This is a genomic window from Microbacterium wangyouchuni (assembly GCF_054072595.1).
Genome location: NZ_JBSVRM010000011.1, coordinates 39,889 through 47,235, shown reverse-complemented (window position 1 = coordinate 47,235; position 7,347 = coordinate 39,889). Strand labels below are relative to the sequence as shown.

The 7,347-nt window shown below is 66.0% G+C and carries 8 protein-coding genes; all 8 read left to right on the top strand.

What is annotated here, in order from left to right; translation table 11 throughout:
• The first annotated feature begins 124 nt into the window (after positions 1 to 124).
• The 8 genes from ACW5CM_RS15775 (at position 125) to ACW5CM_RS15740 (ending at position 7,335) form a co-directional block, all read left to right on the top strand.
• Positions 125 to 850 carry a Pr6Pr family membrane protein gene (locus ACW5CM_RS15775; protein WP_439255489.1) on the top strand — a complete coding sequence of 242 codons (726 nt, stop codon included), beginning with the start codon at positions 125 to 127 and terminating at the stop codon, positions 848 to 850.
• Between the two features lie 293 nt (positions 851 to 1,143).
• Entirely contained in the window at positions 1,144 to 2,109 is a 966-nt protein-coding gene (locus ACW5CM_RS15770) for an AAA family ATPase (protein ID WP_439255604.1), read from the top strand.
• A 6-nt stretch (positions 2,110 to 2,115) separates the two neighbouring features.
• Positions 2,116 to 3,033: a DUF58 domain-containing protein gene (locus ACW5CM_RS15765; RefSeq protein WP_457125581.1), complete on the top strand. Its 918-nt coding sequence runs from the start codon at positions 2,116 to 2,118 to the stop codon at positions 3,031 to 3,033.
• The gene (locus ACW5CM_RS15760; RefSeq protein ID WP_457125580.1) at positions 3,020 to 3,511 is read left to right on the top strand and encodes a hypothetical protein; all 492 of its coding nucleotides are present in this window, start codon (positions 3,020 to 3,022) and stop codon (positions 3,509 to 3,511) included. The genes ACW5CM_RS15765 and ACW5CM_RS15760 overlap by 14 nt, the downstream gene beginning before the upstream one ends.
• On the top strand, positions 3,502 to 4,488 hold the full coding sequence (locus ACW5CM_RS15755) for a VWA domain-containing protein (RefSeq protein WP_457125579.1): 987 nt from the start codon (positions 3,502 to 3,504) through the stop codon (positions 4,486 to 4,488). The genes ACW5CM_RS15760 and ACW5CM_RS15755 overlap by 10 nt, the downstream gene beginning before the upstream one ends.
• On the top strand, positions 4,485 to 5,486 hold the full coding sequence (locus ACW5CM_RS15750) for a vWA domain-containing protein (protein WP_457125578.1): 1,002 nt from the start codon (positions 4,485 to 4,487) through the stop codon (positions 5,484 to 5,486). Before ACW5CM_RS15755 ends, ACW5CM_RS15750 begins: the two co-directional genes overlap by 4 nt.
• Positions 5,483 to 6,238, top strand: coding sequence for a hypothetical protein (locus ACW5CM_RS15745; protein WP_457125577.1), 756 nt, complete (start codon positions 5,483 to 5,485; stop codon positions 6,236 to 6,238). Before ACW5CM_RS15750 ends, ACW5CM_RS15745 begins: the two co-directional genes overlap by 4 nt.
• On the top strand, positions 6,232 to 7,335 hold the full coding sequence (locus ACW5CM_RS15740) for a hypothetical protein (protein WP_457125576.1): 1,104 nt from the start codon (positions 6,232 to 6,234) through the stop codon (positions 7,333 to 7,335). Before ACW5CM_RS15745 ends, ACW5CM_RS15740 begins: the two co-directional genes overlap by 7 nt.
• Positions 7,336 to 7,347: the final 12 nt, after the last annotated feature.

The following is a 7,347-nucleotide window of genomic DNA, read 5'->3' as shown; positions in this document are numbered from 1 at the left end:
CTCAGCGGAAACAACGTGACCATGAACAGCTCCTTCAATCAGAGCGTTGCTCCCACCATATGAATCCGCCGGAGTAATAGCGACACGAAGTGCGACCGGAGGATACAGTTTGCGCGGAGGAACAATGACTCGCTGGTGGCCATACGTACGATTCGGCGCCGCGGGGCTCACTCTCGCCGCCATCATCGCCCAGCTCTCTTTGACGGTCGCCAACAGCCGCGCTGCCCCGACCGAATGGGGATCGCACATCCCGACCGTCGTCACGAACTTCCTCAGCTTCTTCACGGTCCTGTCGAACCTTCTCGGCGCCATCGTCCTGGTGATCCTCGCGGTCTGGACTCTGACGAGGGGGCGCGACCGCCGAGTCGAACCGCGCGGACTGGCCGTGCTGCTGACCTGCGTGAGCACGTACATGATCGTCACCGGCATCGTCTACAACACTCTGCTGCGAAATGTCGAGCTCCCCCAGGGCATGACCGTGCCGTGGTCGAATGAGGTGCTGCACGTCGTGTTCCCGCTTTTCCTACTGGCCGATGTGCTGTTCGCGCCGAAGCGTCGGCTGCTGCCGTGGAGCACCGTGGCCGTGGCGGCCATCTTCCCCGTCGTGTGGGCGGGGTACACGCTCATCCGCGCGAACCTCATCATCGCCCCGGCGAGCGGAGATCCGTGGTGGTACCCGTATCCGTTCCTCGACCCGCATCTGCAGGGTGGATACCTCGGCGTGGCCGGCTACATCGTCGGCATCGCCCTTGCGATCGTCGCGGTCGCCGCGTTCGTGGTGTGGGTCGGCCGCCGGCGCGGCGCTCCCGACGGTGTTGCGGTCGTGCCCGCCGCTCCGGTCGCACTTTAGGTCGCTAAAAGCGCGTTAGAGCAGCACGAAGTGCGACCGGAGCAGCAGCAGGGCGCACGGGTTACCCTTTTCAACGGGGGACAGAAGCCGCGCGTCTCCCGGATGCAACTGAGGAGACCCAGATGACCCAGCCCCCCTTCGCTTCGAACAGCGGCTCGTCGGCTCCGCCCCCGCCGCCGCCACCGGCTGCAGCGCCGATCACATCGGTGCCGACGGGTGCAGGGATGGGCTCCGCCCCTTCGACAAGCTCAGGGAACGGTTCAGCGGCCGAGGCAGGACCCAGCGACGCGGAGATGGCGCGCGCGAGCGAGGTGCTGCGGGTGATCTCCGACGCCTACTCGGCGAAGATGGTCGGTCAGGAGCGGCTGCGCACCAGCCTGCTGGTCTCCCTGATTGCCGGCGGCCACATCCTGCTCGAATCCGTGCCCGGCCTGGCGAAGACCACCGCCGCGTCCACCCTGGCCGACACGATCAAGGCCAGCTTCAAGCGCATCCAGTGCACGCCCGATCTCCTGCCCAGCGACATCACCGGCAACCAGATCTATGACGCGGCGAACAGCTCGTTCCGCACGGTCCTGGGTCCGGTGCACGCGAACTTCGTGCTGCTCGACGAGATCAACCGCTCCAGCGCCAAGACGCAGTCCGCGATGCTCGAAGCGATGCAGGAGCACCAGACCACCATCGGCGGAGAGGTGCACCACCTGCCGAAGCCCTTCCTCGTCATCGCCACGCAGAACCCCATCGAGCAGGAGGGCACCTATGAGCTGCCCGAGGCGCAGATGGACCGGTTCCTGCTGAAGGAGATCGTCGACTACCCGAGCCCCGCCGACGAGTTCGAGATCCTCGGACGCATCGATTCGGGCGTGCTCGACCCGGAACGGCACGTCGCCAGCGCCGTTTCCCTGGACGACGTACGGATGCTGCAGGACGTGGCATCCCGCATCTATGTGGATGACGCGATCCGCAACTACATCGTCTCGATCGCGTATGTCACCCGTAACCCCGGCCCCTACATCGGCGAGGATCGCGCCCGCTACATCAAGTACGGTGCCAGCCCCCGGGCGAGTATCGCGTTTCTGCAGGCGTCCCGCGCGCTCGCGCTGCTGGGCGGCCGCACGCATGTCATCCCGGAAGACATCCGCACCCTCCGCCATGTCGTCCTGCGCCACCGGGTGCTGTTGACGTTCGAAGCGGATGCTGAGGGCATCCGCAGTGAAGAGATCATCGACCAGATCTTCGGCGCAGTGCCGACGCCGTAGTCCGCCATGGCCAGTCTGATCACCCAGGTGAAGAGCAAGCTCTTCATCCACTCATCGCAGAAGTCGATGCACGCGCTCGATGGCGCCTACGCATCGCTGCTGCACGGGCGCAGCCTCGACTTCGAAGACTTGCGCGCGTACGAGTACGGCGATCAGGTGCGCGACATCGACTGGCGTGCGACGGCGCGGCTCGGCACTCCCCTGGTCAAACGCCACCGCGCCAACCGCATGCACACCGTGCTGTTCGTCGTCGACACCGGGCGCGGGATGACAGCACTCGCCCACGATGAGCGACCGAAGAAAGACCTCACAATCCTCGCGATGGGAGCCCTCGGGATCCTGGCGCTGCGCCACGGCGACGACTTCACCCTCGTGCATGGCGACAGTGCTCGCATCCGGCGTCTCGCTCCCGGGCGTAGCGAGGGCGCCCTCGAACACGCCCTCCGCACGATCGACGACGCGGTTTCAAGCGCCGCCGCGCCCAGCGACCGCGATGCGCTGCTCTCGTTCGTCGCCCGCACGATCGCGCGCCGCTGCATCGTGGTCGTGATCACGGACGATGCTCCGGTCACAGATGGAACCGAGCGGATGCTGCGCCGACTCCGCGCGCAGCATGACGTGCTGTGGGTCACGCTGAACGATGCCGACCCGGTGCTTCCCCTCGACAGGCTCAGGGAACGGGACGGCCGGGAGCGGGACGGCCGTCGCCGACGCGATGTGGACACCCGCTGGAGCGTTCCCGACTTCGTGCACGGCGACCATGAGGTGCTGGACGAGTTGCAGGCGCAGACGCTCGCGGCCGCCGAGCACCGCACCCGGCTCCTCGATCGGCTCGAGATCAGCCATGCCACCCTCGACACTCAGGATGACGCGGTCCCGCAACTGCTGCGCATGCTGAACCGGAGGGCGCATGTCCGCTCCTGACGAGCTCTATCCACCCGCCCAGTACGGCTGGGGATGGTTGCTGCTGGCTCTGGCAGTGTTGGCGCTGCTGTGTCTGGCGGCATGGGTGCTGATCCTCCTCACCCGCCCGCGGCGAGGCCTCGTCACCCTGGATCAGCAGCAGCAGCGCATACCCCTCACGGGCGAAGCGCTCAATATGCTCCGAATGGAATATGACGTCCGCATCGGTCAGATCGAGGCGGACTACCGGGCCGGATCGCTATCGGCTCGGAGGGCGAATCTCGAACTCAGCCGTGTGGTGCGCACGTTCGTCAATGAGTACAGCGGCCTGGAAGCCCCGGTCCTCGCGCTCGAGGACCTCAAGAAGCTCGGTGTCCAGCCCGAACTCATCGACGCGATGAACCGGTACTACTATCCGAGCATCTTCCGCCGCGATCCGGCCATCGACCCGATCGCCGGTGTGGAAGCCGCACGCAGGGTGGTGGCGTCGTGGCACTAGCGAACTGGTGGATGCTCCTCATCGCCGCCGCCATCATCCTGGCGGCGATCGCGATCGGCCTGGTTCTGGGCCTGCGCCGCAGTGCGCGCCACACCAGCGCTCCCAGTGCACCCGTCGCCCGCGCGGAGCGGCTGCGCGAGCTGGGGTCATTCCAGCAGGCTGTGCGTCGGCGCACGGCGGCCCTCGTCGGCGTGCTCGCACTGGGTGTCGTTGCTGCTTCCGTCGGCGGGGTCGTCGCCGCGCGCCCGATGTCATCCGAGACGATCCAGCCCGTCAACACCAGTCGTGACATCATGCTCTGCCTGGATGTCTCCGGCTCGATGAGCGATGTCGACGTCGAGGTGCTCGCCGTTTTCGAGGAACTGCTCAGCGGGCTCGAGGGCGAGCGCATCGGACTCACCATCTTCAACTCCTCTCCGGTGCAGGTGTTTCCGCTGACCGACGATTACGACTTCATCCGCACGCACCTGGAGAGCATCCGGTCGAGCTTCGACTACATGGAGGAGATCCCCGAGCACTGGGTCGGCACCCTCAACGGCCCCGGCGCCTCCCTCATCGGCGACGGCCTGGCCTCGTGCGCCATGCGCTTCGATCATCTCGATGACGAGCGCAGCCGGTCGATCATTCTGGCCACCGACAATGAGGTCGCCGGAGCATCCATCGTCAACCTCGAAGAAGCAGCCGCCTATGCCGCATCCGTCGGCGTGCGCGTCTTCGCACTGAACCCAGTGCAGGGTGTGAACACGCAGATCAGTGACGAGCTGATCGCTGCGACCGAGGTGACCGGCGGCCAGACCTACGGGCTGCGCGACACCACAACGGTCGCAGACGTCATTCGGGATGTTCAGGAGCAGGATGCCACGCAGCTGCGCGGGCAGGCGCAGGTGGTGTGGACGGACACACCGAACCTGTGGATCGCGGTGCTGCTGGTCGCCGGGCTCGGATTCGTCGTGCTGCTGTGGAGGGTCAGGCTGTGATCTTTCAACCGGTCCTCAACGTCTTCCTGCTGGTGCTGCTGTTCGCACCGGTGGTGTTCCTGGTGATCTGGATGCTGGTCGCACCCCGGCCCGTCGGCAAGACGCCGCGCTGGCTCTGGGCACTGCGACTGGTGCTGCTGCTCGCCTGTTTTGCGATGCTGCTGCGTCCAGGCATCCCCGGCGGTACGACCCAGACTCTCGCCACCCAGACCGATATCGTGATCGTCGTCGACACCACCGCGAGCATCGTCGCCGAGGACTGGAACGGCACCGAGCAGCGGCTGGAGGGCGTCCGTGCCGATGTGCAGTCCATCGTCGACGAGTACCCCGGGGCGCGCTTCGCGCTGATCACGTTCGATGCGACATCCGAACTGCGTCTCCCGCTGACGACCGACACCACCGCGCTGATGTCGTCGCTGGAGATCCTGCATCCGGAAGTCACATCGCAATCACGCGGCAGTTCGATCGGCATTGCCAGCGGGATGCTGCGCGAAACGCTCGCGGCGGCGGCGGAGTCGGCATCCGATCGCTCGCGCATGGTGTTCTACCTCGGCGACGGCGAGCAGACGGCCACGAGCGAACCGGAGTCATTCGCGGGTAGCGCGCAGTATGTCGACACGGGTGCGGTGCTCGGATACGGCACCAGCCAAGGTGGGCCGATGAAGATCACAACCGGAGACGTCACCGGACTCGGCGGCGACTACATCGAGTATCTGGGCGCGCCTGCCCTGTCAGTGATCGACGACGCAAACCTGCAGACCATCGCCGGTGAACTCGGCGTGAGCTACCAGTTGCGCACAGCAGACACCGCGATCGACCTCCCGGAAGCGCCGACGACGACCACGACATATACGGATGCCGGGGCAGTCGGCAATGTGATCGAGCTCTACTGGATCTTCGCTCTCGTGCTCGTCGTGCTGCTGGGCGTGGAACTGGCACGAGCGACCATGCTCATTGCGCAGATGCGCGGGCTGGCGATGAGAGGAGGTGCCCGATGACCTCCGAAGCGGCCGCTCTGATCGCGTCGAATCGCCGCCGTCGCACCGTGCGGCGCTGGGTGATGATCGGCACTCTGCCACTGACGCTGGCGGCGCTGCTGTTCGTAGGCAAGCTGCTGAGCATGTACGCCTTCGCGCACCAGGCCGTCACCTCCTACGTCGTCGCAGACTATGCGGGTGCGCAGGCGGCGGCCGAGGGACAGGAGTTTCTCAACTGGTTCGAGCCGTACAAAGCCCCCTACAACGTGGGCACCGCTCTGGCCGGCGCTGACGAGCTCGATCGTGCACGCGTGAAGTTCGAGGAGGCACTGCCGCTGGCGAACGGACTCGAGGTGTGCGCCATCCGAGTGAACCTCGCGCTCGTCATCGAACGGCAAGGGGACGCCGCCCTCGACGACGGTGACGGGATCGGTGCGACCGATCTGTACGGTCAAGCGCTGCTGATCACGGCGGAGACTCCGAAGGAGTGCAACAGCGACGAGGCCGATCGGCAGTCGCCTGATCCGGATCGCAGTATGCAGGACTCGCTCGACGAGTTGGGTGATCGTCTGCAGGAGAAGCAGCAGCAGAGCCAGCAGCCGCCGCCGGAAGGTCAGGGCGACGAGGGCGGCGAGGAGGACCAGCCGCAGCAGCCCGATCAGGACAAGCTCGACGAGCTTCAGGAGAAGCTCGAGCAGGGCGCCGAAGAGCGCGAACAAAATCAGCAGGGCGAACAGAATGCCCCCGGCGGCGGGACGGATAAGCCATGGTAGAGCCGCAGCGCGCCCGCTACGTTTCCGATGCGGCCGGCGCTCCCCCGGTGCCGCCGCCCGGTGGTTATCACGGCGCTCGTCGCACCGATGGAGTGGCCCCCTACGGCACGCCGCCCTCGCCGATCGTCAGTTCGACAGCGGCGACCCGGGCGGAGCGGCAACCGGCGAATGCGATCGGTTGGTCGGCGCTGGGATCGGCGGTCCTGTTCGCACTGATTCTGCTGGCCACCTTGCTCTCCGGCGGCACCGACCTGCTTTACGGCGTCACACTGCTGACGCTGCAACTGATCGTGGTCGGGGTCGTGATCGCGGCGCTGGCTTCGCCACGAGGTCGGATGCTCGGGGCATCCGCCCTGGTCATCACCCTGCTGCTGAATGTGGCGACGGTCGGAGCGATGAGCGCTGTGCAGACGTCAGCATCGGGCAGCTATCAGGGCGAGAAGACCGCGGATCAGAAGCACGCAGAGGCTTTTCCGGGAATCAAGGGCACATCGGCGAACACGGTCCTCGGTCAGATGTCTCTGGAGCAGGTGCAGCGCCTCAGTAACGAAGCGCTGGCTGAAGTCCGTGAGCGCCTGACATCGCGGTATGGCTACACCTGGACCCAGGCGGGCGACGAGGTGCTGCGGCCGGAGCGCAACGGTTACGGCGGCGAGTCGATGCTGGTGCAGTACACCTCGGCGTCGTGGATGACGAAGGAGCCCATTCAGGACTACGAGCAGAAACTCATGGTCCTGGCCGTCATCGAAGAGGTGCTCACCGACTACGGCATGTACGACCTGTACTCGTTCAACGATCCGGCATCCGGGTTGGATGACACGATCCTGGAGCGCTTCTACGGCAGCACCGACCCGTACACCCAGCACACCTGGGAGGCGTACACCGACAACTACCCCGACCCGATGCGGTTCTACGCGGTGACGTACGACCTCTCCAACGACCGCACGGGCGAGTTCCTCGGCGAGCGCCAGGCGCAGCACGACCGCACCGGCGAGCCGCTGGAGGGTCTGCAGATCTACTTCCTGGCACCGGAGCTGCTCAGCGAGGCCGATCAGGCGGAGTTCCAGGAGCGGATGCAGGAGTACCCGGGGTACTGAGGGGTCGTGAGG